Below are 360 nucleotides of genomic sequence, written 5' to 3' on the forward strand. Positions count from 1 at the left end.
AGGATGCCGATGGCGATACCAGCACGGCGACCCTGACGCTGAACGTCAACAACCTCGATGACCCGGTCACCCTTAACGGCTTGGATGTGCAGAGCGGTGAGTTGACCGTCTACGAGAAAAACCTCAGTGACGGTAGTGCGCCGGATGCCAATGCGCTGACCCAGCAAGGCACGTTCAAGGTCACCGCAGCAGATGGGCTGCAAAGCCTGACCGTGGGTGGTATTGCCGTGGTGACTGCTGGCGTGGCCGCAGGCTTCCCGCAAACGGTGACCACGCCTGAGGGCAATACCCTGACCGTCACCGGCTACGATTCCGCGACCGGTACTGTGAGCTACCGCTACACCCTGACTGGCAACGAGA

Annotated in this window: 1 protein-coding gene; it reads left to right on the plus strand. The window is 61.1% G+C overall.

Features of this window, described 5'->3' with window-relative positions; all coding sequences use genetic code 11:
• The coding region (locus tag J5M56_RS25905) for a hypothetical protein (RefSeq protein ID WP_207938175.1) at positions 1 to 360 on the plus strand (360 nt) is incomplete at both ends.

This window comes from Pseudomonas sp. 51_B, from assembly GCF_017491595.1.
In the GTDB taxonomy this organism is placed as follows: Bacteria; Pseudomonadota; Gammaproteobacteria; order Pseudomonadales; family Pseudomonadaceae; genus Aquipseudomonas; species Aquipseudomonas promysalinigenes.